The sequence below is a fragment of the Spirillospora sp. NPDC049652 genome, from assembly GCF_040675125.1.
GTDB lineage: Bacteria > Actinomycetota > Actinomycetes > Streptosporangiales > Streptosporangiaceae > Spirillospora.
Genome location: NZ_JBFAOF010001314.1, coordinates 1 through 1,602, shown reverse-complemented (window position 1 = coordinate 1,602; position 1,602 = coordinate 1). Strand labels below are relative to the sequence as shown.

The 1,602-nt window shown below is 76.5% G+C and carries 2 protein-coding genes; one reads left to right on the top strand and one right to left on the bottom strand.

Going from position 1 to position 1,602, the window contains the following annotated elements:
• Positions 1 to 484 (top strand): ATP-binding protein (locus AB0J52_RS39760; protein ID WP_500188310.1); only part of this gene is annotated, 484 nt, incomplete at its 5' end.
• A gap of 57 nt (positions 485 to 541) precedes the next feature.
• On the opposite strand, the gene AB0J52_RS39755 is transcribed toward AB0J52_RS39760, so the two are convergent.
• Positions 542 to 1,564: a VldE C-terminal domain-containing protein gene (locus AB0J52_RS39755; RefSeq protein WP_500188312.1), complete on the bottom strand. Its 1,023-nt coding sequence runs from the start codon at positions 1,562 to 1,564 to the stop codon at positions 542 to 544.
• Positions 1,565 to 1,602 lie beyond the last annotated feature (38 nt).

The following is a 1,602-nucleotide window of genomic DNA, read 5'->3' as shown; positions in this document are numbered from 1 at the left end:
GCTGCACGACCTCTGCGACGCCGCGCTCGGCGGCGTCTACGACGACCGGCACCGCGACGACATCGCGATGCTCGTCGCGCGGCTGCGCCGCATCCCGGCGTCCCACCACGTCAGCTGGGAGCTGCCCGCCGAGGCCGCCGCGGTGCGCCGCGCCCGCGGCCTGGTCCGCGACCGGCTGGCCCGCTGGGAGCTGCCGGAGCTGGCCGACTCGACCGCGCTGCTGGCGTCCGAGCTGGTCACCAACGCGATCCGGCACGCCGGTGGCCGGGTCACGCTGCGCCTGGTCCGCGAGGGCGGCCTGCTGTGCGAGGTGCAGGACTCCTCGGACGGCCGGCCGCGGGTGCGCGGGACGTACGAGCCCGACGACTCCGCGCTCACCGAGACCGGGCGCGGCCTGCACGTCGTCGGGCGGCTCGCGCGCCGCTGGGGCGTCCGCCGCACCGCCACCGGCAAGGCCGTCTGGTGCGAGCAGGCGCTTCCCTGACGCCCGCCGGGTGATCCGCCCGCGCGTCGGACGCGCCCACGTCGGACGCGCCCCGGGTCAGCGGAGGACGGAGATGTGCACGTGGTCGTAGTGGTTGGCGGTGATGCCGCCCCGGTCGGCCATCGGCCGCCACCCCTCCGACGCCCGCGCGATGTTCCAGATGTGCTGCTTCCAGATGACGTAGGAGACGCCGAGGCGGGAGGCGTTCGCGACGGCGTACGCGGCGACCTGGTCGCCGTGCCGCTGCGCCGACGCGCTCGGCATGGCCCCGCCGCCGCTCTCCATGAAGTCGCAGGCGCGGCCGTCGGCGTGGTCCTGGGCGTCCGCGCCGCCGCGGTAGCAGCCGATCGTCGGGAACGGGCCGAACATGCGGTCGATCTCCAGCACGACGTCGCGCATCGTCGGGGTGACGGTGTTGCCGGTGATCAGGGAGCGGGCGGTGGACGCGCCGTCGGGGCGTCCGGACACCTTCGGCTGCGCCTTCGGGGCGGCGTCCCGGACGGGCTTGGCGGGGGCGTTCAGCACCGCGACCTTGGTGCCCTTCGGCAGGATCCGCTTGATCTGCTTCTCCAGCTTGTCCGGGTCGAGCTTCGGCGCGCTGAGCACCAGCGCGTTGCCGTCCGGCATGCCGAGCGCGCGGGCCTGGCCGCGGGACACGACCGCGTCGACGTCGTCGATGCCGAGCGCGGCGTACGCCGAGACCCGCAGCCGTCCCGGACGCGACGCGCTGCCCGCCGGGACGACCTGGCCGAGCGGCACCGAGCCGTCCTGGGACATGGCGAACGAGACGGCGAGGCCGCCGGTCGCGACCGTCTGCCAGAGCTGGTCGGACGCGCCGCTCTGCCGGGGCACGTAGGCGCGGAAGTCCGACGGGTCCACGCCGAGCAGCCCGACCTGCCGTCCGGCGACCTGGGCGCGGGCGGCGTCCACGACGGTCGCCCCCGCGACGCCCTTCAGGCGGCGCACCTTGGCGACGGCGTCGGGCGGCAGGGTGCCGGGCCCGGCGACGAGCAGGTGCGGTGTCAGGGAGCGGCTGAGGGGCGCGATCGCGGGCGGCCGGGGGGCGGCGGCGTCCGCCACCGAGACGAGCCGTCCGGACTTCCTCTGCGCGGGCTCGG